Source organism: Gottfriedia sp. NPDC057991, from assembly GCF_042886615.1.
GTDB lineage: Bacteria > Bacillota > Bacilli > Bacillales > Bacillaceae_G > Gottfriedia.
In genome coordinates this window covers 1,529,322-1,551,424 of record NZ_JBHVQN010000001.1, presented here as the reverse complement: position 1 = coordinate 1,551,424, position 22,103 = coordinate 1,529,322, and the positions used below count along the sequence as shown (strand labels likewise).

At 31.7% G+C, this 22,103-nt stretch carries 22 protein-coding genes and 1 other annotated feature; of the genes, 13 read left to right on the top strand and 9 right to left on the bottom strand.

Translation table 11 applies throughout. The features are described from left to right. Positions 1-19 precede the first annotated feature (19 nt). From ACFVR2_RS07665 to ACFVR2_RS07645, 5 genes are all read right to left on the bottom strand, one after another. Positions 20-328, bottom strand: coding sequence for a CHY zinc finger protein (locus ACFVR2_RS07665; protein ID WP_387360373.1), 309 nt, complete (start codon positions 326-328; stop codon positions 20-22). Positions 329-369: 41 nt separating this feature from the next. Beyond that, positions 370-1,476 carry an acetyl-CoA C-acyltransferase gene (locus ACFVR2_RS07660; RefSeq protein ID WP_387360486.1) on the bottom strand — a complete coding sequence of 369 codons (1,107 nt, stop codon included), beginning with the start codon at positions 1,474-1,476 and terminating at the stop codon, positions 370-372. After that, on the bottom strand, positions 1,472-2,938 hold the full coding sequence (locus ACFVR2_RS07655; RefSeq protein WP_387360371.1) for an AMP-binding protein: 1,467 nt from the start codon (positions 2,936-2,938) through the stop codon (positions 1,472-1,474). Before ACFVR2_RS07655 ends, ACFVR2_RS07660 begins: the two co-directional genes overlap by 5 nt. A gap of 50 nt (positions 2,939-2,988) precedes the next feature. Then, complete coding sequence (locus ACFVR2_RS07650) at positions 2,989-3,567, bottom strand: biotin transporter BioY (protein ID WP_387360369.1); 579 nt, start codon at positions 3,565-3,567, stop codon at positions 2,989-2,991. A 604-nt stretch (positions 3,568-4,171) separates the two neighbouring features. After that, entirely contained in the window at positions 4,172-5,248 is a 1,077-nt protein-coding gene (locus tag ACFVR2_RS07645) for a DUF3900 domain-containing protein (RefSeq protein ID WP_387360367.1), read from the bottom strand. 352 nt (positions 5,249-5,600) lie between these two features. Between ACFVR2_RS07645 and ACFVR2_RS07640 the strand changes: the two genes are divergently transcribed. The 9 genes from ACFVR2_RS07640 to ACFVR2_RS07600 all read left to right on the top strand — a co-directional run bounded on the left by ACFVR2_RS07640 (position 5,601) and on the right by ACFVR2_RS07600 (position 14,868). Beyond that, entirely contained in the window at positions 5,601-6,521 is a 921-nt protein-coding gene (locus ACFVR2_RS07640; RefSeq protein ID WP_387360365.1) for a DMT family transporter, read from the top strand. 84 nt (positions 6,522-6,605) lie between these two features. Further along, positions 6,606-6,817, top strand: a binding site (T-box leader). 143 nt (positions 6,818-6,960) lie between these two features. Then, entirely contained in the window at positions 6,961-8,394 is a 1,434-nt protein-coding gene (proS, locus tag ACFVR2_RS07635) for a proline--tRNA ligase (RefSeq protein ID WP_387360363.1), read from the top strand. A gap of 34 nt (positions 8,395-8,428) precedes the next feature. Continuing rightward, positions 8,429-8,782, top strand: coding sequence for a nuclear transport factor 2 family protein (locus ACFVR2_RS07630; RefSeq protein WP_387360361.1), 354 nt, complete (start codon positions 8,429-8,431; stop codon positions 8,780-8,782). Between the two features lie 142 nt (positions 8,783-8,924). Then, the gene (locus ACFVR2_RS07625) at positions 8,925-9,155 is read left to right on the top strand and encodes an excisionase family DNA-binding protein (RefSeq protein WP_387360359.1); all 231 of its coding nucleotides are present in this window, start codon (positions 8,925-8,927) and stop codon (positions 9,153-9,155) included. A gap of 227 nt (positions 9,156-9,382) precedes the next feature. Beyond that, complete coding sequence (locus tag ACFVR2_RS07620; protein WP_387360357.1) at positions 9,383-9,532, top strand: hypothetical protein; 150 nt, start codon at positions 9,383-9,385, stop codon at positions 9,530-9,532. A gap of 456 nt (positions 9,533-9,988) precedes the next feature. Next, entirely contained in the window at positions 9,989-10,297 is a 309-nt protein-coding gene (locus ACFVR2_RS07615; protein WP_387360355.1) for a hypothetical protein, read from the top strand. A gap of 934 nt (positions 10,298-11,231) precedes the next feature. After that, the gene (locus tag ACFVR2_RS07610) at positions 11,232-12,317 is read left to right on the top strand and encodes a GerAB/ArcD/ProY family transporter (RefSeq protein WP_387360353.1); all 1,086 of its coding nucleotides are present in this window, start codon (positions 11,232-11,234) and stop codon (positions 12,315-12,317) included. Then, a complete protein-coding gene (locus tag ACFVR2_RS07605; protein ID WP_387360351.1) occupies positions 12,307-13,404 on the top strand; it encodes a Ger(x)C family spore germination protein in 1,098 nt (365 codons plus the stop codon). The genes ACFVR2_RS07610 and ACFVR2_RS07605 overlap by 11 nt, the downstream gene beginning before the upstream one ends. Positions 13,405-13,428: 24 nt before the next feature. Further along, the gene (locus tag ACFVR2_RS07600) at positions 13,429-14,868 is read left to right on the top strand and encodes a spore germination protein (RefSeq protein ID WP_387360349.1); all 1,440 of its coding nucleotides are present in this window, start codon (positions 13,429-13,431) and stop codon (positions 14,866-14,868) included. Positions 14,869-15,440: 572 nt separating this feature from the next. Here ACFVR2_RS07600 and ACFVR2_RS07595 read toward each other — a convergent pair. Beyond that, a complete protein-coding gene (locus tag ACFVR2_RS07595) occupies positions 15,441-15,692 on the bottom strand; it encodes an alpha/beta-type small acid-soluble spore protein (protein ID WP_387360347.1) in 252 nt (83 codons plus the stop codon). Between the two features lie 131 nt (positions 15,693-15,823). On the opposite strand from ACFVR2_RS07595, the gene ACFVR2_RS07590 reads away from it, so the two are divergent. The 3 genes from ACFVR2_RS07590 (at position 15,824) to ACFVR2_RS07580 (ending at position 18,285) form a co-directional block, all read left to right on the top strand. Continuing rightward, a complete protein-coding gene (locus ACFVR2_RS07590; protein ID WP_387360345.1) occupies positions 15,824-16,231 on the top strand; it encodes a cytosolic protein in 408 nt (135 codons plus the stop codon). Between the two features lie 279 nt (positions 16,232-16,510). Then, complete coding sequence (locus ACFVR2_RS07585) at positions 16,511-17,416, top strand: beta/alpha barrel domain-containing protein (RefSeq protein ID WP_387360343.1); 906 nt, start codon at positions 16,511-16,513, stop codon at positions 17,414-17,416. Between the two features lie 89 nt (positions 17,417-17,505). Beyond that, positions 17,506-18,285, top strand: a complete 780-nt coding sequence (locus ACFVR2_RS07580) for an undecaprenyl-diphosphate phosphatase (protein ID WP_387360341.1) — start codon at positions 17,506-17,508, stop codon at positions 18,283-18,285. Positions 18,286-18,359: 74 nt separating this feature from the next. Here ACFVR2_RS07580 and ypeB read toward each other — a convergent pair whose 3' ends face one another. Then, a complete protein-coding gene (gene ypeB, locus ACFVR2_RS07575; protein ID WP_387360484.1) occupies positions 18,360-19,685 on the bottom strand; it encodes a germination protein YpeB in 1,326 nt (441 codons plus the stop codon). 15 nt (positions 19,686-19,700) lie between these two features. Continuing rightward, positions 19,701-20,519, bottom strand: a complete 819-nt coding sequence (sleB, locus tag ACFVR2_RS07570) for a spore cortex-lytic enzyme (protein ID WP_387360339.1) — start codon at positions 20,517-20,519, stop codon at positions 19,701-19,703. A 163-nt stretch (positions 20,520-20,682) separates the two neighbouring features. On the opposite strand from sleB, the gene ACFVR2_RS07565 reads away from it, so the two are divergent. Next, the gene (locus tag ACFVR2_RS07565; protein ID WP_387360337.1) at positions 20,683-21,021 is read left to right on the top strand and encodes a DUF3889 domain-containing protein; all 339 of its coding nucleotides are present in this window, start codon (positions 20,683-20,685) and stop codon (positions 21,019-21,021) included. Positions 21,022-21,535: 514 nt separating this feature from the next. Here ACFVR2_RS07565 and ACFVR2_RS07560 read toward each other — a convergent pair. Then, entirely contained in the window at positions 21,536-21,745 is a 210-nt protein-coding gene (locus ACFVR2_RS07560) for a TnsA endonuclease N-terminal domain-containing protein (RefSeq protein ID WP_387360335.1), read from the bottom strand. Positions 21,746-22,103 lie beyond the last annotated feature (358 nt).

Sequence of the window (22,103 nt, the reverse complement as noted above, 5' to 3'; positions counted from 1 at the left end):
TTCAGCTCCACTTACATATTCACTCAAAATACAAATGGTAATGGTTTTTACACCCTGGATTAAAGTCAGTTTCACATTTAGGACATTTGTAGTTACAATCTTGATATTCTTGAATCGTTAACTCCTCAAGACAGTTACCACAAAGAATTGCTTTTGTTTGCCATTCATCTTTGCCCCAGACCATTGGTTCATGGTTTGTACTTTCCTCATGGCAAAAATAACATCCATAGTATGTGTCACAGCACTTGAATTTGATGGCAATGATATCTCTTGCTGTATGGTAATGTTTACAGCGTGTATGCAGGTCGATTGAACCGATTACTTTCATATTTTTACCTCTCTTTATACTTCTTACTACTTTATGATTCTTTAATTTTGTTTTACGATTTCGAATAAGACAGCTAATCCGATTCCACCACCACTTCCAATTGCAGCCACAACATAATTTGATTCTAAGTTATGTCTTCTTTGTACTTCATAAAAAAGTCTCGTGACCATGATACTTCCAGATGCTCCATATGGATGGCCGATCGTTAATGCTCCACCACAACTATTTAACTTGGAAGTAGGGATGGAAAGTTCCTTAGAACAGGCTAATACTTTTGAAGAAAAAGCCTCATTTATTTCAAAAAGTTCAATATCTGCAACTTTTAGTTTGTTTCTAATTAATAATTCTTGAATAGCAGGGATCGGTGCTGCACCTGGATAATTAGGATGAACACCAGAAACTTGACTATCAACAAATCGTAAAACTGGTTTTAAACCGTTTTTTAGCGCTTCATTTTCTTCCATGATTAGAACAGCGGATGCTCCATCATGAATTCCACAACTATTTGCAGCAGTGACTGTACCGTTCATTTTAAATACAGGTTTTGCTCTTATTAAAAGTTCTTCCATTTTCCTTTTTTTGAAAAATATTTCATCTTTGTCGTAATCACCAATTGGAATAATCTCCTCATTGAAGTATCCATGATGATAAGATTCCCAGCTTCGTGTATAACTTAATAATGCATATTGATCTTGAGCTTCTTTTGAGATACTGTATTTTTCAGCTACATTTTCCGCTGCAATTCCCATATCTGGATCACCAATTTTGTCAGGTGCAAATCTCGCTCTAGCAGGAAATGGGGAGGTACTAGTACTTTCAACTCCTCCAGCAAGATAGCAATTTCCGGCACCACCTTGGACTAAGTAACAAGCCATTCGAATCGCTTCTAATCCCGCGCTACATTGTCGATCAATTGTGATTCCTGGAACTGTAAGAGGAAGTTCCGCTTCTAATGCAGAAACTCGAGCGACATTTCCACCGGGTCCTACAACATTCCCTAAAATGGTGTCCTTAATTTCGTCTTCTAACCCATTTGCCAAATGCTTGAGCAATGGGGCAGCAAGCTCATGAGGTTGAAAATCTCGTAAAATTCCACCTTTTTTTCCGATAGGTGTTCGCTTTGCTTTGACAATGACAGCTCTTTTAATTTTTAGTCACCTGCATTTCGATTTGTTTAATTAGCTCTGCGCGTGCGATTTTCCCGCTAGTCGTATACGGCATTTCATTTTGAAAAAACCATTTACGAGGTATTTTATAAGCTGATAAGTATGTCTTACAAAATCTTTTTAACTCAAAAGAATTACTATTACCTTTGATAACTGCAGCAACAATCTGACCCCAATACGGATTTGAAAGACCAACGACTGCGACTTCCTCAACATTCGGATGAAGAGAAATAACTTTTTCAATTTCTTCAGGAAATATATTAATACCTCCGTATAGAATCATATTTTTTTCCCGCCCATTAATTGTTAAAAACCCGTCTTCATCAATAAATCCCATATCATGAACAGTAGCCCAACCGTCATCATCTTGAATTGAATGAATAGTTCTTTCATTTTCTTCAAAGTACCTATCGATTAAATACTTACTTCTCACATATATTTTTCCAGTTTCATTCGGTTTAGCTATCTCCTGATCTGGTCGACGGATTTGGATTTCCACACCATAACAAGGTTTTCCGACGCTTTTTGCCTTTTGAACACCATCTCGATCAGATAAAACGGTAATGAAGCTTAATTCACTTGCGCCAAAAAATTCGTAGATCGTCATAGCAGGAAACAATTGACGAAATTCAATTTTGGATTTTTCAGTCCACTTTGCACCGGACGACAGGATTTTCATCGCTTGATCAACTTGAATACCTTCTTTTATTAATGCTTCAATCATTGTCGGAACAACATAAATTGTCGTAATAGGAAAAGAATTGATTCTTGATATTACATTTAAAGGAGAAAATTTTTCTAAAAGAATAACAGTTCCTCCTAAATATAAGGTACTAATCGCACCATATAGAAAATGAGAATGGATTAAAGCTCCAGGAATAAGAGTTTGATCTGCTTCATCTAATCCAAAGTCAAAGCGATTGCAATCAAAACTAGCAACCCATGAATCTTGTGAACGAATAAATGCTTTCGGACTACCGGTCGTACCTGAAGTAAATCCCACATAGAAAGGTAGGTTCTCATTTATTTCGATTGAAGATAAGGAATCAAATTGAGCAATTTCTAGTAAGATATCATCTAAAACCTTAACATTTGGCATGATCGAATTGATCTTATTGTACATTTCTTTTGTTGTAACAATAATAGAAGGATTCGAAAGCTTTACTCGCTTTTCTAAATCCGCTAGATTCCATTTCATATCATAGGGAACAGCGATCCAACCCGCTTTAGAAGCTCCTGCAAACATCTGCAAAAACGAAATACCATTTGGTAAAAGGATACCTATTGTTTTTGTAGTTGATTGGTGAGAGTGTAGCCAATTAGCCGTTTGATTAATTAATTGATTCCATTCCTTATAACTGATTTGTTGATTACTCGTATGGATCGCAGTTTTGTCAGGCGACAATATAGCGTTTTTCTGATAAGATTCTGTAATATTTGCCATTTAAAATCACCCCTATAAAAAAGAGACACAACAAGAGTGTCCCAAAAGATTTACATATTTTTAGCTGATTGATTTGAATGGTTTGTTGTCAATGAGCTTGAAAAAACTGGTTGCTGTCTTAGTTTGAATACTAAAATTGAAGCAAGAATCGCTTTTAATACATCTCCTGGAATATAAACTAAACTTAATTTAACCGCTGTCATAACTGGAATTCCCATAATAACCGCTTGAATTGGGATACCGATTAAGTAGATTAATAGAATTCCAACAGTCAAGTTAATCAATAAGACATGTTTTAATTTTAACGTTTTAAATCGAGATAATAAATACCCAATTACAAAAGCCGTAATTGGCCATGAAATTAAATAACCAACACTTGGTCCAGTAAATACACTAAAACCACCACGACCACCGGATAGAAGCGGCATTCCAACTGCAACTAATAATAAAAAGATGGTTTGACTTAGTGCACCTAATCTAGCACCTAAAACACCACCAGTAAGAATAACGCCAAGTGTTTGTAATGTAATAGGAACTGGTGTAAAGGATAACATAATCGGAGGAACTTGTCCAAGGACACCCATAACTGCTGCAAACATTGCTACAAATGTAATTTCTTTGATCTTCATTTTAATTCTCCTAATGTCAATTTTCTCATAACAATTATCATATTAATGAAACTTAAATTATATGTCAACTAAATATTTATTTTAGTTAACATATATTATATTAAGATAAAAAACTAGAAAAATCTAAGAGGAAAGATTTAAAGACGATAGAAGGAATGATAAGATTTTATAAATTGGTGGACTAGGTTTAATTTAATAAAATTATGAGTTAATGATGGAGGAAATTCATGAAGAAAATCGTAGTAATTGGTTTAGGTGGAGCGGGTAAATCTACTTTTCTAGAAATTTAGGAAACAGGCTAAAAATAGATAGATTTCACCTAGACGCCACAAGAAATCATAAATATGAAGAAGACTTTAACAACTATCAGAAAGTAAGTTGTAGTTATTTTAAAATCTCCTAAAGAAGTTATACGATTTTTAGAAGAAAGTGGAGTTTTAACTAATAATCTCTTGATACGAAAAAAACCTACTCAATGAGTAAGTTTTTTTATTTCGTTGGATTCACAAACAATTTATGTAATTATCTAAAATTCTTAGTATTAGCCAACTGTCTTTTAATTTTTTATTACATTCATTATTTTTTAATTGAGTTATTCTATCGTTCAATATCCTGGAATATTTACTTTCTGACCAATTCGCTCAATTACATCATCCAATTCGTCCGGCTTCAAAAACTCAATCGGAGAAAATCCCTTCTCAAATTGCAATGTATCAGCTTCTAAAATAACGACATATCGACCGTTTACTTTGGCAATATGGAGGTTATCACCAAAATCAGCTAGTAATCCTTTTACAGAAAAGTGATCAGCTTTAAATGATAATTCAATTTCTGGTGTATGTTCCACGATTTGTGCCGCTGCTTCGATGACTTCATTGGGTGTAAAATGCTCTTGAATTTCACGTTTAGGACTTGCTGCCCAAACTTCCATTGCTGCATCGAATTGTTGTCTTTCAACACTTTCCTCTTCAAAAACGTCTTCAATTTTGTCGTAAACCATTTCCATTACTTGAGATTTTACAATTGCAGGCATTGATTCGGAATAGGAAACAAATTTTAAAAAGTCTTCAAAATATCTTGCGTGAGATGCTTGATGGATTTTTAATTCACTCTCTGAGATCATCCCTAATTCTTCCATATAAGGATATTGTATCGATTTCATATTTTTCGTTGTAATCGCCATTTCAACTGTTTTAATGAGAGTAGATTCATCTGCAATAGATGCAACTTTTGGTTCAAAATCACATTTTAGTACAAATAAGAATGGATCATCAAAATATTTTCTTAGTTTCGCTTGAATAACTAAAAATGCTCCTCCGCGAACTGCACTTGTATCAATGTAATTAATGACTAAAGTCTCATTTTCTGCTTTAAACTCTTCAATCGATTTTGCATCACGTATTCGCTGGAATAAATTATAATTTGGATTTGAGTCTAAAGAGTGGCCTTCTTCGACGATAAAGTGACCTAATTTCGTAGGTACAGAATCGGATTTTGGATGTCTTTCAACTTTTCGATTTACAATTCGTTCAAGTTCACCTTCTAAAAAGCCTTTCAATGCGCTTTCTTCAAACATTGATTCGTCTAATGTTTGAAAATGTTTATATCGTTTATCGGATTGTTCACCTTTACCTTCAACAGTAACAACATAAAACGATAAATATGTAATTTCAAAATCCATCCAATCACCTTTTCCTATTTTTCTGTATTTAAGTATATGGATGAGGATTCATAGAGTCAATCATAAACAAATCAAGTTTTGGACAAAATTTCCATAAAAACTATCATAAGATAGAGAAATTTTACAGTTATGAGACAAATTCATTACACACTATGATAAAATAAAGATATAATTAAATGTGGAACCAATAAAATTTAAAGTACTTTGATGTGGTGATTTCACATCTTTTTTTACGTTAAGTGGGAATAAATTGGCAGCAACCAAGTGATTTCAACATAGTCGCCAATTAAGCTCGTCAATCAACGAGTTTTCTTTACTTGCAATTTTATGGTACCAACTATTTGGAGAGGGGATGAGAGACCTGAGAATAGATAGAATAGCTACCATATCATTAATTATCGTAACATTACTTTGGGGCACAACATTTGTAGTAGTCCAAAATGCGATTGCATACGTTGAACCGTTTGCATTTAACGCATTTCGATTTATCCTCGCAACTTTAGTCCTTTTGCCATTTTTAGTTAAAAGAAAACAAAAGACTAAATTAACGGTTAAACAAATCGTTATTACGAGTGGTATTGGATTCATGTTGTTTTTAGGGTATTTACTTCAAACATTTGGATTGAAGTATACAGCTTCATCAAAATCAGGTTTTATTACTGGTCTATGTGTTGTATTAGTACCTGTTCTTTTATACTTAGTCTATAAAGAACGGTCAAACTGGTCTACTGTAATTGCATGTTTAATTGCATTACTAGGACTAAGTTTCTTAACTTTAGGTGATTCATTTTCTATTAATCTTGGAGATGTACTAACACTAATTGGGTCGATTGCGTTTGCATTCCATATTATTTTATCAGGAAAATATACGAAGCAAATGGATCCGCTCACCTTTACAACGATTCAACTAGCTACAGTTGGTATTAGTAGTACGATTTTCTCTCTAATTTTTGAAGATACTTCCGTTTCATTTTCAAAAGAACTTTGGGTCAATCCGACATTCATTTTTGCAGTGGCTGTCACTGCAGTATTCTGTACGAGTATCGCGTTTTGGGTTCAAATGTTTGCTCAACAACATATTTCTTCTACGAAAGCAGCACTAATTTTTATTTTCGAACCTGTTTTTGCCGCATTTACAGCAGTACTTTTTGCAAATGAAACATTATCAATCCAAACAATTATTGGTGGGACTTTTATTGTAGGTGGCATGCTGCTATCTGAAGTTCCTTTACCAAAGAAACGAACAAAAGAAGTAAAAAATGAGGCAATATAGTAAGAAATGTAAGAAATTTTAAAAAAATGGGTATAATACACATTGACAGATATAATTTGTTCACGTATTATAACTTTAAATTAATAAACGACTTAGAAAAGGAATAGTAAGTTTATAAGCTTTTTAGAGAGGGAATGGTCGGTGCAAATTCCTAAAGCAAGTAAACTGAACCAGCCTTGGAGTCACTGTACCGAAATAAAAGTAGGCTACAGCGGTTTTCCCGTTAAAGATGTTAAGAGATTATGTAGAGCTTTTACATAATAAGTAGGGTGGTAACGCCATGAATGGTCCCTTTTGATCATTCATGGCGTTTTTTGTTTATCATCGGCTTATTTCGTATTTTCTATATAGTAATTAGGGTGGTAACGCCGAGAATGGTCCCTTATAGATTATTCTCGCGCGTTTTTTATTTTCTAAAAATTGATTAGGAGTAGAGAAAATGACTACAAAAAAATTTGTTGAAGCAATTACAGATATGGATGTTGATTTTGCACAATGGTACACAGATATCGTAAAAAAAGCAGAATTAGTCGATTACTCAAGTGTTAAAGGATGTATGATTATAAGACCTTATGGTTATGCACTATGGGAAAATATCCAAAAAGAATTAGATTTTCAATTTAAACAAACAGATCATGAAAATGTATATATGCCATTATTTATCCCTAAATCTTTATTACAAAAAGAAGCTGATCATGTGGAAGGATTTGCACCTGAAGTAGCTTGGGTAACGCATGGTGGTCATGATGAATTGGCTGAACCATTAGCAGTTCGTCCAACATCAGAAACACTATTTTGTGAGCATTTTTCAAAAACAGTTGAAAGCTATAATGACCTACCAAAATTATATAATCAATGGTGCTCAGTTGTTCGTTGGGAAAAAACAACAAGACCATTTTTAAGAACGACAGAATTCTTATGGCAAGAAGGTCATACAGCACATGCTACCGCTGAAGAAGCACAAGCAGAAACAATTCAAATGCTAAATGTTTATGCTACTTTCTTAGAAGACTTCTTAGCAATTCCTGTTATTAAAGGTCAAAAAACAGAAAAAGAAAAATTCGCAGGTGCAAAGGCTACTTATACAATTGAAAGCTTAATGCACGATGGGAAAGCATTACAAAGTGGTACTTCTCATAACTTTGGAGATGGATTTGCAAAAGCATTTGATATTCAATACACAGATAAAAACTCTAAAAGACAATATGTACACCAAACTTCTTGGGGTATGACAACAAGAGTAATTGGCGCATTAATTATGGTTCACGGTGATAACAGCGGATTAGTATTACCACCAAAAGTTGCTCCAACTCAAGTAATGGTCATTCCGATTGCTCAACATAAAGAAGGCGTTATTGAAAAAGCAACTGAATTAAAAAATCGTATTTCAAAAATTGCTCGAGTAAAAATTGATACTTCTGACAAAATGCCAGGTTGGAAATTTAACGAATATGAAATGAAAGGAATTCCAGTTCGTGTTGAAATTGGGCCAAAAGATATCGAAAAGAATCAAGCAGTATTAGTAAGACGTGACACGCGAGAAAAAACGATCGTTTCATTTGAGGCTTTAGAAGAAAATATTACAAAATTACTTGAAGAAATCCAAACATCTCTTTACGAAAAAGCATTAAACAATCGTACAGAAAAAACATATGAAGCAACATCAATGGATGAGTTAAAACAAATCAGTGAAGAAAAACAAGGCTTTATTAAGGCAATGTGGTGCAAGGATCTAGCTTGTGAAGAACAAATTAAAGAAGAAATTGGGTTAACCTCAAGATGTATTCCATTTGAACAAGAACAAATTGCTGATACATGTGTATGCTGTGGGAAGAAAACGGATGTAATGGTTTATTGGGGTAAAGCATACTAAATCTTTCAATAATAACTAGGAAGGTGAATGAACGATGGAAAGTTTACATTCTTTAAAAGAACATCTCTGTATGTTAGAAGAAAGATTACTTAAACCAGAAATTCGTACATCTCAAGTTGAACTAAAAAAACTACTAGCCAATGAATTTTTTGAATTCGGGAGTTCAGGTAGAGTTTTATATAAAGATCAATTAGAAAATGGCATTGGAACCGTAAAAATGACATTAAGTGATTTTGAAATTCATCCATTATCAGACGAAATTACCTTAGTGACTTATCGAATATTTAATGAAGTAAAAAAACAAGATTCCTTACGTAGTTCAATTTGGAAGTTTAAAGATGGTCAATGGAAAATGTATTTTCACCAAGGCACACCAACAGAGTTTTAAGTAAGTTTATAAGTAGAACACGAATCCCACGATTTGTGTTCTTTTTTATAAAGATAATATAATTACCGACTTTTATATCAGTTTCAATTCATTTTCAAATTTATGGTAAGATAATGTAAGAATATTTACTAAGGAGAACAAAATGTATTTAACAATTAAAGAAACAGCGGAATACTTAGATCTTGAAGAATCCTATATAAACCAATTAATTCAAGAACGAAAAATAAGAGCAGTCCATGATGGTGAGCAATATTTAATCTACAAAGAGCAATTTAATAATCATCTAGAACAAATGGTAAAAGCAAAAAAAATGATTGCTGATTACTATAACGAACCAATTCCTGAAGACCCAGATGTAAAAGACGAAGATTAATATAAAATCAGATTGTAAGAGGTAGCTATTACAAGTTACTTTTTTCAATCTGATTTTTTGCAGTTTTTATGTTTTTAATGAAATTCAACATAAAATTATTAACTGGAAATAATTCACAATTGATTACTCTGTACAAATTGTATACATTATTAACATAAGTATTTTCTAAAACTTTCTGACTTATATTTAATGAAAAATTCAAAAGTTACTTTAAGGAGTGTTATACAGTGAAAAAGGGAGTAATGATCATTGTCCCCATCCTTATAACAATATCAATCGGTTTAAGTATGAATAATGCTTATCACGAAATGATCTATTCAGGAGTAGGAGAAGGTTTTACTGATTTTGTTAAATATTTAGTGCATGGACTTTTCTAGTAGTTATTCTATATTAATAATAGTAAATAAATTCCCTGTCTCCTTAATGGATACAGGGATATTTTTTTATATTTAGTTGTTCTGTTCTAAATTTGTAACATTTTTGGAAGTCCAAAAAAAACAATGTTATGATACAAATGAAAGGACCTCGTTCAAGTCTTTTCCCTTTTATTTAGCCCTATTGTACTTGCTCGTATCAATAAGGGCTCTTGTTTCTCATTATTTTATTTACCTTAATTATAAAAATTTTATTAAAAAAGTATTGATAAAATTAAATGGATCATAAATCGAGTTTCAATAATTAAGTATAGAACTTTTTATTTGTTGGACAAAATTTAACCTAAGATTTTAAAAAGTTGTCACAATCTACACTTTAATATTGTGTACAATGGATATACAATAGCCTTATGCACTACAAGCTAAACTCTTTATTCAGAAATAAAAGGAGTGTTTGATATGTCCAATCTGTATGACGATTTTTTTAGAGAGAGCGGTTTTGAAGAAAGGGATTTCGGAAATATATTTTCAAAAGTTACTGTACCTGAAGATGTTCATAAAAATGCAGAAGATGAGGATTTCTGCAAATTAAATAACTACATAGATAAATCTCTTTTTACTCGAGAAGTCTATGACAAGTTGATTCATAACGAAGTAGAATATAAACTTATAGACCTCTCACCAAGATTCGGAATAGATCTTATATGGGCAAAATGGCTATTGAGAAAGTTAAAGGAAATAAATCAAAAAGAGTATAAGATTATTTAATAATAATAACCCTGAATTCATAATTGGATCAGGGTCATTTTTCATTTAATCGATTAAACAACAATAATCTTACTAGCGTTAACCAACTTGCACTAATTTACATTTGAGAAAGTAATTTTGAATAACTAAAATATAACCAAGTTAAACAGTTTTATATTTTGGTCTTCAATTATAAAATTCTATTTTGGATTAAAAAGAATCTACGATAATTAATATTTAGCTTTTTGGAATTGTCCAATATGATGAAACTATGAAAAATCAATCAAATAATATGAGTAGTTCAGATCTAATAAAAGCATAAACAACAATTGTTTATGCTTTTATTATTTACTGTGCATTTTATATGAAATTGTGAGACATGTTCTAGAGATAATTAAATACAGTACTAAATATTATTTTCAAAACTACCAATAACAAAAGTCTAACTAATAATAAACCACGTTACGTCAGCGTTTATTCAAATTCTCCTGCGCCATTCTAACTAATTCTTTCTCCATACTCCCACTGATACGTCCACCTACTTTAGCGTTTTGATGAGAGGTTAGGAAAGGTGATAAATCGTTGGTATTAATGGGTTTGTTAAGAATAAAGGAGAAAGAATATCTACTCATATAGGCAAGTTAAACAGTTTTATATTTTGTTCTTCAATTATTAAATTTTTTTGATTGGAGAATGATTAAAGTTCTAATGCTTTCAATCTATCGGATGAAGATAATATATCCATGCAGTGTTGGATTGTTCTTATCTCTCTGGAAGTATCTAATAAATGTGTTTTTTCATTACAAACAATATGATCGATTCTGCACTTAAATAATTGACTTAAGTTAATAAGTGTTTCAATATCTGGCTCGTTTTTCCCTAACTTCTTCATTTTTGAATTAATAATACTAAATGGGGATATATTAAAAAAAGATTTGTAAGGGGGGATAAACTGATGGGACTTGTAAATAACATGCAGATTTTCTTTATAATAATGTTCTCATTAGTTTCACTCTCATTTATCTCTATGCCAGGGGACGCTGTTAAAGCCGCTGGCACTGGTGCATGGTTTGCTATTTGTATTGTCGCTATTTTATTTTCATTTGGGGTCTTTATTATTGCAAGCCTAAGTAAAATGTTCGAAGGAAAAACAATCCATGAATACTCAATTCTCCTTGTTGGGAAATTTATGGCAAAGATAATTGGTTTTATTTATACAATCTATTTTGTTTTTTTATCAATTATCCTATTTACACAATCCGTAAATTTTATTAAACAAACTTCCTTACCATTAACGCCAATATGGACAATTTTGCTTATATTTATAGTTGTTACATTCTACACTGTTTACAAAGGATTAACGACAATAGGTAGATTATTTGGGATTTATGGGTTTCTTTTTGTTTTTATTCCATTAGCTACCCATATAGGTGAGTTTTTAGTGGGAGATATAGACTATATAAAACCTTTTTTTGAACCAAAACTTGTGAAAGAATATGTTTTGGGAGCTAAGGATTTAATACCTGCATTTATAGGAATTGAGATTCTAACCATTATTCCTTTTGGCCAAAACAATCTCAAAAGAGGAGTACTGTTTTCAATGATTTCAGTTCTGTATGTGGGGGTTTATTATGCTTTTGCTGCAGAAACTTCAGTAATGATTTTAGGGATTAACCAAATTGTCTTATACAAGGCTTCTCTTGTTGAGGCACTTCGTGAAACAAAGCTCCCGGAAGTTTTTTTTATTGTAAGGTTTGATATCGCATTTCTGATTATTGGAACAATCTGTTTATCGTCCGGCCTAATGACAACATCGTTTGCAGCTGTTGAAAATACGGTCAAGCTATTTTCCAGAATAAAAAGAAATTTTTTATTAGTTGTTGTTGGGATTATTATTTATATTTCATGTTTGTTTTTAGATAATTCGCAACCGGTAACCTATTTATTTCTTAAAATATTGCCGATTGGCGGAATAATTACTGGTTTCATTATTCCAATTTTACTATTTATAGTAGCAAAGGTAAAAAAATATGAGAGCTAAAATATTACTTCTTTACCTTAACGTAATGTGTTGTTTTATGATGGTCGGATGTTGGGATGCGAATGAAGTAAAAGGTTATTCGCTAGTTTCTCTCCTTGGTATAGATAGAGTTGATGAAAAAATAAGACTTTTCTTGGAAGTTAATTCGTCATCAAATAGTTCCTCTAATACTCAAAGCAGTACCGGAGAACCATCGGAAATTTTAGTTTCGGAAGGAAAAAACTTTACAGAGGCAAGAAATTCCTATTTAAGGAGGGCCGAGAAAGGGATATTTCTTGGTGCAATGAGAGCGATCGTTATTTCCGATCATTTTTCTAAAGGTGGTTTATCGGAGTATTTTAATCGAATAAGGGGAATAAAGGAATACCCTAAAAGTATCCTCTTATTCACTACAAATACTGAATTAGATAAATTATTAGATCCTACTCAAAGTAACGGAACGAAGATCGGTCAAAATGTTGAGCATTTAAATAATGCATTGGTTAAAAAAAAAATGTTGAATGATAGCATTTTGACGAATGTAATGGAAAATGCACTTGTTAAACATACTGGATATCTACTGAATAATATCGATAAAGTCAACGATAGAATTGAAATTAACGGGTATTCAGTATTTAAAGACAACAAAAAAGTTGGTTTCATTTCTGAAAGTAAAATGAAAGGTGCTAATTACTTCATTTTAAAAAAGCCTGCTAATGAATACAACCTTGGCTTTAAAGATGAAAGCTTAGAAATTTATACAAAAGTAAAAAACAAAAAAATCACTTCCTATTATAATGGTCAAACTATTAATTTTAAGATTCGAATAGTCCTTCACTGCGATGTAAATTATGAATCCGTTTCGAAAGAATTAAATAATGAGGATAGAAAAGAAATGGAGAATGAAATTTCAAAAGTGATAAAACAAGAAATAGTAGAAACCATAAAAACATCACAGGAAAAATATGAGTGTGACTATTTGCAATTATATAAAGTCTTTAGAGCAAAATATAATAGTGAATTTAAAAATATGAATTGGGATAAGAAATATAAGCAGGCTAAATTCAATGTTGATGTAAAGGTAAAATTGAGCCAGCAAACTTTCTAATCGAGAGTAAAGTAGGTGTGTGAATTGATAAACAGAAACTATTACGCTGAGATCATCAATGATAATGAATTGTCAAAGCATGATATTAAAAAGAGAGAACTACAGAATCGAACAGGAAAAATTACTTTCTTATTTGTAAATCAATTAACAGATACAACGATCCTATCAGATGATGCTATAAAACCTTTGAGTTTGCTCATATCAGAAAAAAAGTATGATATTTTAAAAGCTCAGGAAGTTTTTGACTTGTTTTTATATACCATTGATTTGAGCATTGATGATCAAAAAAGCAAAATCATTGAATATATACTTCAAGGTATGACGGTGGTGATATTTTCTAATGATTTGCAATATATCGTCCTAAATACAAAAAAAAACGAGAAAAGAGCTATTTCAGGACCTGAAATAACCTATACAGTAAGAGGGGCACGGGATTGCTTTAACGAAAATTTGGATGATAATTTGTCATTAATTAGGTACAGGATTAAGGACCCTAAGCTAAGGATTATATATCTGGAAGTTGGGAGAAGAACAAAAACAAAAGTCGCCATTATTTACATAGATGATATTGCAAATAAAAAAGTAATAACAGAGGTAACTAATAGGATTAAAAAAATTGATGTTGATGGAATTGTAAGTTCAGGAGAATTGCAAAATCTAATGTTAAATCGATGGTTTCATCTATTTCCTCAGACCGGGATCGTGGAGTCATCAGACCTTGCGGGAGCAGTTCTTCTTGAAGGAAAAGTACTTGTTTTAGCAGATGGAAGCGGACTTGGCATAATTGCACCAAAAGTATTTTTAGAATTCTTTGCATCAGGTGATGACTTATTTGACAATTCATTTATGGCTGTTTTTTTAAAATGGATACGATTATTATCAGGCTTTATTTCTGTTTCGATTACTTCTCTGTATGTAGCCATATTGAGCTTCCATATTGATGCACTTCCAATCGATTTTATTAATTCCATTAGTAATTATTCTCAACAAATACCATTTTCGATATTTGTAGAGGCGTTCATTTTAGAACTACTCGTTGTGATCCTAAGAGAAGCAATGATTAGAGTTCCAAAGCAGATTGGTTCTGCAGTAGGTGTACTAGTAAGTATTGTGATTGGACAAGCTGCAATTATAGCAAATATTTTTAACCCATTATTACTGATTATCGTAGCAGTTGGACTGGTTACGACATTTGCGATACCGGATTATACACTCAGTCACCCTTTAAGACTTTTAAGATTTTTCTTTTTATTTGCATCTGCTACATTTGGTTTGATCGGGTTTACATTAGCGTTAACAATCGTGCTTACAAACCTAGTATCAACGAACTCATTTGGAGTACCCTATTTTTCACCCCTGTCACCTTTTAATTGGAAAGATCTCAGAAATTTGTTTTTCTTTAGACGAGATATGTCAAATTCGAGACCTAATTTCTTAAGAAACAAAGACAAGACTCGATCTTGAAAAGCAAGATTAGGTGAAAATACACCAATCATATGAGCCTATTTATTAATAAAGTTCTTCGAAAATATGACTATCTCTTCCAAATACAGAACCTCTAGGCTGTGGAAGAAGTATTAGTGCAAGCAAAATTGTAGTATCAGGGGATGTAACTAACTGTAATCACTTACGGAAAATCAGCCTAATTATCAAAATGAACATGTTATAAACAAATAGAATGACTCAAATAGGTCAAAACTTTCTTAAATGAATCTTAATCAAATGATGAAAAGTATGAAAAATTAAACTAAATAATATGAGCAGTTCAAATCTAATAAAAAGCATAAACAACAATTGTTTATGCTTTTTATTATTTACTGTGTTTTTTATATAAAATTGTTAGACATGTCCTAGAGATAATTAAATACTAACTATTATACAAATCAATTTATTTCTTATTTTAATACCTATTATTATTATCAAAAATACCAATAAGGAAAAGTCTAATAGTACAATTTATGGTTGAATATGGGAAAGAAAACTATATACCATGGGTGAAGAACAAAATGTAAATACTATTATTAAACCCTGTTAAATTACCGTTTATTCAAATTCTCCTGCGCCATTCTAACTAATTCCTTCACCATACTCCCACCGATACGCCCACCAACTTTACCGTTTTCGTGAGAAGATAAATTACCATTATATCCTTTCGTTAATGGAACTCCTACTTCTTCAGCAGCTTCGAACTTAGCATCTTCAGGATTAGATGTATGCATCACTTTAGCTTTTAAAGCATCTAGTGCTTTTCTAGATTCAGGAACTAAGATTTTATTTTTTCTACTCATCAAACCCACTCCTTTTAGTTGTAGATTTCCCGTTTATTGATTTTTTTAATTATGGAAATAATTGCTATAAAATAGGGAATGTTACATAATGAAGACATGCGTTAATTAATCGATATAAAAGGAGAATGATGATGAAATCTTTTAATGTAACTTTTCACAAAGAAGATAATGTAGATAATATGTTGATCCAAAAATTGAATGACGAGGAATACCATAAGTCTACTGAAGGTGGAACTAGACATTTATTCGAAATCGATACGAATATAGGCTTTTTTGTGTTTCTAGATTCAGAGGATAATGAAGGAAATGTATCTCATATAGTCCTTCAATATAATGAAGAAGATGAAGAACCAGTTGCTTGTTATTCTTTTGCAATGAAAGATTTTTACGAATTCATGGCTTTATATTTAAATGATTTAGAATTCGTTGATGAAACTTCTGAAGAAGAGGAAGTTGAACTGGATGCTTCTAGTTCAATTCATCATTTAGTTCATCTATTATTCCATGTAATTGAAGAAGGCGAAGATTTAGAAGTATAAACTTCCAAATAAATGTATATTCTTCCAAAAAATACCGAGTTTATAGATTTAAAATTGGGTATTTATGCAAAAAATGGAAGTTCCACGATTTTGTTTTGGTTATTAATTTAAGATAATGGTTTCAAAAAAAAGCTCTTGATATTTTTATCGAGAGCTTTTTTTATTTTAAAGATTCTACTTGATCTATCATAAATAACTTTCGACTCAATAGAATTTATACAAGGACATTTACAGAGGAACTTGTTTTAAAAATAAAAAGTAGAATAGGAGTCGATCATATTGAACCTACCACAGTCTGTATTTATAAAAGAAATTGGACCTCGTATTAATTTTCAATATGGATCACGATTATCTATTGACCAAAAATTACAATGGATTAACCATCTTATTGATAGTGGATTAAATCACATCGAAGTATCCACTCTAATGAATTTTCCAAATAAACAACAGTTTAATGAAGCTACTGAATTAGTATTGAAGCTAAAAAGAGATCATCACATAACATATGGAGTATTAGTACCAAATAAAAGAAGTTTAATGCGAGCATTTGTTGTAGATGCAGATGAAATAAACTTTTTTATTTCAACAAGTGAGTCATATAATTTTAAAATTAAAAACTGCTCGATCAATCAATCACTGAAAGATATAAAAGTGATGACAAAAGTAACCAATGATTATGAAAAACTTACTCGCGCTTATATTACAACGGTATTTGGCTGTCACGATGAAAAAGTAAGCCATCAAAAAGCAATCGACTTGGCATTGCAATTATTAGATGATGGAGTGGAGGAGTTATCGTTTGTTGATACTGTAGGCAAAGTAACACCTCTTGAAGTTAAGTTATTTTTGGAGGATTTATTAATCAAAATACCTAAAGAGCGTTGTTCAATACAATTTTATAATACTTTAGGGAATGGCATTTCTAACATCTATACCTCACTTTCGTATGGGATTCAGCGGTTTGAATCAGCAAATGGAGGGTTCGGAGGTTGTTTTCCATCTAATGAACAAAATAGAATGATTGAAACGGAAGATTTAATTTCATTTTTACATCGACTCGAGATTACGACTAATGTTAACGAAGTAAAACTACTAGACGCTACAAACTATATTTCAAACCAGTTAAATGAAAAGCCTACTAGTAAGTTATTTTCAAGATTACCATCCAAAAAGCATCTAACATGATGCTTTTTTATATTGTTTTTAATAATTTGGACAAGAATTGAATTATTTTTGCATATAATTTACTAATTTGAATGAAAGGAGAATTGATTATGTCTAACATTGAAGCAATTATATTAGGCATCATTCAAGGGCTAACTGAATTTCTCCCTATCAGTAGTACCGGTCATTTATATATTGGTAGACATTTATTCGGGTTAGATGAGGCAGGCTTATTATTAGATACGCTAATGCATATTGGTACTTTATTAGCGGTGTTTGTTTTTTACAGTAAAGAATGGAAAGGTTTGATAAAAAAACCTTTTTCAAAATTAACTTTATTACTTTTTGTAGGAACATTACCCGCTGTAATTGTAGGCCTATTATTTAAAGATTTTTTTGATGAAATATCTGTTTCAGGTAAAACGATCGGGTGGGAGTTTATTTTTACTGGTATTATTTTATTTATTGCTGATAAAAGGAGAAAAGGGAAGAAAACAATGGAGGACCTAACATGGGTTGATGCATTATTCATCGGCTCATTTCAAGCACTTGCTATATTTCCAGCAGTTTCTCGTTCAGGATTAACGATCGCTGCAGCATTATTTAAAGGAATGGAACGTAAAAGCGCAGCCTATTTTTCGTTCTTACTATCAACTCCTGCAATTTTAGGTGGAATCGTATTCCAAGGAAAAGATCTTCTTGGCGGAAACGCGGAGCAAATACCGTTTTTCCCACTATTTCTTGGAACATTAGCCGCAAGCCTATTCGGTTATTTAGCCATCAGTTGGATGATCAATTTATTAAAAAAACAATCACTGAATATTTTTGGTTATTATGTTATTTTTTTAGGGGTTAGTATCGTAGTGCTTCAGTATTTGAAGATATTTTAATGTAAATGGTAGGTTATCGACTAGTACACAAAAAAGCACAGGAAGTAATAAACCTGTGCTTTTTATGCTATTACTCAAAGTTTTTTAACTTTTTCTTCATCACCAGTCGTTGCGTTTATAAAGATATCATATGTATCGTGATTATATGTACCTAAAAATTCATAAGTGAGAACTTCTTTATTAAAATCATTTAAGATGACAGCTAATCGTTCTTCTTCAACTTTAACATTTTTATTAAGCTTTGCTTTTGCTTGCTCAAGTGTAAGCTTAGGAGTAGGGATTTTACGTACATGGTTTGACGTAATATAGTTTTTAGCATTAAATCCGATAATTTGCCCGTTATCTAGTGCAACTTTTAATTGAATTGCTTCTGGATAGATCCGCACGTCATCAATTGACTTAACCATTTGAAGTACGCCAATCGTATCGTATTGTGAACTATCATATAATTCCATGTTCTTATAGTTTTTTGAATTTAAATAACTTAAACCTTTTTTCACTGCATCATCTAAACTGATTTGCTGTTTTGCAATTGGTCTATTTGTAATAAAGAAGATTGGCAAACCAGCAGTTTCAGTTATTTCCATATACGTATCAGCTACTGGGTTATTGTGAGCCATAGAAACTGAGTAAAAAGGTTCAAATCGATCATTATCGCTTTTACTTCTAGTCACTTGAATTTTAGTAACATTTTTGAGCGGTACAGCGTCTTCAGCAATTTTTTTAGCTTCATTTTCATCAATTTTTTTACCAGTTAACTTCTTTAAGCCTTTAGATTCTTCTTGGCCATTCGAAAACGTAGGTCCAAAATCATTGTCCGTAGTTGCTTTTACTTGTTCAATATGTTTAAAACCATCCACGATACTATTGTCTCGTGGTGCTTTTCTTTCTTCGGACATTTGGCCAACATCCATCCAAGTTAAGTTTTTATTCATGATGTTAGTTTGTACATTCCGTAGTCCATCTTGAATTTTTTCAGCTGTTGAATATATATTACGTAAAGAAGAATATTCCTTTGCAGTTAAAGGTTCTTTATTTAAATCTCGAACGGCTGTTTTATAGCTAAAATTTCCTACTCCAGTTAAAAAGGCCTGCGTTTTATCAAAAGGTACAAACTTTAGCGGAAGTTGTGCAATGTCAGATTTAGCCTGAATCGAAAGACGCCATACATCTGCTAAAGCAGGGGAGAGAGACGTTCTTGAATTCATTGCTAATGTCGTACCGATTTTATCATGTAATAAATCCATATCAAATGTTAGTTCATTAAAAGCTCTTTGATAATTATTTTCGGCTTTTAAATTCATTTCTTTCAGATCTCGATTTTGAGTATATCCCCAATAACCAGTTCCGATTAGAGCGGCTGCTAAAGCACCTGCTACAATCCAACTACCTTTCATAATTACACCTCACTACAATTATTTACAAAAAATATGTTGACCAATTGTAAGAATAATAGGGCGGCCACGAATCCATTGGTTTGTTGCTGTTTTAGGATTGTAATAATAAATACAACCCGTCGTTGGATCCCAGCCATTTATTGCATCAATTACTGCTTTTTTAGCCTGAGCATTAGGTGTTAAATTAATTTGACCATCAGCTACTGCCGTAAAAGCACCTGGTTGATAAATAACACCTGCTATTGAATTAGGAAAAGATGCATTTGTTAAACGGTTTAAGATAACTGCAGCAACAGCAACTTGCCCAATATATGGCTCACCACGTGATTCACCATATACAGCATTTGCCATTAATTTAATGTCATTATCTGTATAACCGTTTGGTGCATTCGCAATTGGTTTATTATTTGGTTTTGCATTCGAATTATTAGGTTTATTTGTATTCGGTTTAGCCGGCGTATTGTTTGAACCGTTATTATTGGAAGTATTATTATTTGCTGTACTCCCTTTATAATTTTTAGTTGCTTTTGTCAGCTTTTCTTTTAATTTTGTTCCTGCCACACCATCAACCTTCATACCAAATTCCTTTTGAAAATTACGAAGAGCCCAGTATGTATTCCATCCAAAAACTCCATCAGCTTTATCGTCCAGAAACCCTATAAATATAAGTCGCTCTTGAAGCTCCTTAACATCATCGCCAGTTGAACCACGGCTGAGTACTTGACTACTAAAGGCATCAACTTCTTTTTTTGGTAAGTAAATATTTAAAGTAATCAGTGAAATACATATTATGCATAAGATAATAAATGCCGTTTTAAAATGAAAATTCTTTTGCAAAATAAATCCTCCTTAATCAAATACATATAGGATTACTATTTGTAAAAAATTTCTTTTTATTAGTAAAAAGCGTAAAAACTGATATAAATTGCACAAACAAGAAACGGATAGATAGAGTAGATGGGTCGAATAGTAAGGATAGGAGCAAGAAGGAGGAGGTATTATGAAAAGAACATACAGAGCCATTTTTATTTTCTCATTCTTATTTTGTATTTTTTGCAAAGTAAACCCAGCTGCTGCCGAACCAGTTTATGAGCCTCCATATGCTAAATGGGGGAAAATTGCAGTTGAAAAAACAATCCAAAGATACCCGCAATCGGATGTAATAGATTATTTACACATAGGAAGAGAACAAAAAACACCGACAGTCTCAGTAGAAAAATTCAAATTATGGTTAAGATTAAAAGATGGAAGCAGGGAATTCGGCGTATATGTAAATGTAGAATTTGAATTAAGAACAGAAAGATACTTAGGAATTACATATACTGAAACGGATCGATAAGTAACTAACTTTAAAAAACATCGCTTAAATTGTGATGTTTTTTATTGAAACACATATTGTGAGGGAAATCACATGAAGAATTTTTAGAGGAAAGTATTAGTTTAAATTAAGGATTTATGATTTTAAAAATAGAAAAAAATGATTGTTTCAAACATTTATTGATGATGGATCGGTAATTGAAATCAAATAAAAAAATTAACACAATCAGTAAGAGCAAATAAACAATAAAAAGATTGAATTGTTGTAGAAACTTAAATTAACTAACTCAATTTTTTTTATTGAAGAATTTTTTATTAATGTTTTTTCTTAAGTTATAAATGATTAAAAATGATTTAATTACTATGTAAATTTGAGTTTTACTAAATTAGTTAGTTTTTATCAGATTTGAATTTTTGAGCTGAATTAACTAAATTGATGATTTTTTTCGTTTCATCTCAAAACACTAAGAATACTTATGAAATGAGATGGAATATAGTGATTTTACTTCAACTTCCTATAATATATATTATGTAAACTAGAAAAAATCAACACCATTTTTTTGAAGTTGTATTTGTCTCATCGTATCATCGTAATTTTCGTGATCATTTTGAAGCATACTTTTATACTTTATTTCACGGAACTCTTCACTACCGTCACGAAATTTAACCCACATTTCAAATATAGATGCTCTCTTTTTCCCTTCATATTCATATTCGATTTTTAATGGTTGCTCGCAGAATTCCACTACATCAGGATTACACTCGACAAATAAGAAATTATCATGTTCGAGATCACTAAATAATTCTACAGTTCGTTTAATTTTGTAGCTAGTGCTTAGCCAATAGTTGTTTCCATACCTTGAGGCATTTTAATAGGTGAATACATAATTACTTTTTATTCCTTTTATACTTGAAACAAAACCTTTTGATAGCAAAACATGATTATAAATGAAGGGTCGATAGGTTTCATGTTCTCCCCTTTTCCTTCGTTAAACTTTCGATTGATCTTTTTTCAGTAAGATGATGAACTCTGCGTTTTCCCAAAATCATATCCCCTTTCAAATAAAAATCTTTTAGGACAAGCTAGAAAATACACAATTAATT